This is a genomic window from Bacillus cereus group sp. BfR-BA-01379 (assembly GCF_022663605.1).
GTDB classification, from domain to species: domain Bacteria; phylum Bacillota; class Bacilli; order Bacillales; family Bacillaceae_G; genus Bacillus_A; species Bacillus_A mobilis.
Genome location: NZ_JAKUFT010000291.1, coordinates 1 through 236, shown reverse-complemented (window position 1 = coordinate 236; position 236 = coordinate 1). Strand labels below are relative to the sequence as shown.

Genomic DNA, 236 nt, shown 5'->3' with positions numbered 1-236 from the left:
CTGTTCCTGACGTATTATTTGCAAATGCATATGTCGCCGTGATACTTGTACCTGTTACTCCCGTCGGACCGGTCGCTCCTGTTGAACCTGTTGCTCCTGTTGGACCTGTTGCTCCTGTTATTCCCGTTGCTCCTGTTGGACCTGTTGAACCTGTTATTCCCGTCGCTCCTGTTGGACCTGTTGCTCCTGTTATTCCCGTTGCTCCTGTTGGACCTGTTGAACCTGTTATTCCCGTT

Annotated in this window: 1 protein-coding gene; it reads right to left on the bottom strand. The window is 50.8% G+C overall.

The window, feature by feature from the left end; genetic code table 11:
- A partial coding sequence (locus MR113_RS27910; protein ID WP_242257523.1) for a collagen-like triple helix repeat-containing protein occupies positions 1–236 on the bottom strand: 236 nt, incomplete at both ends.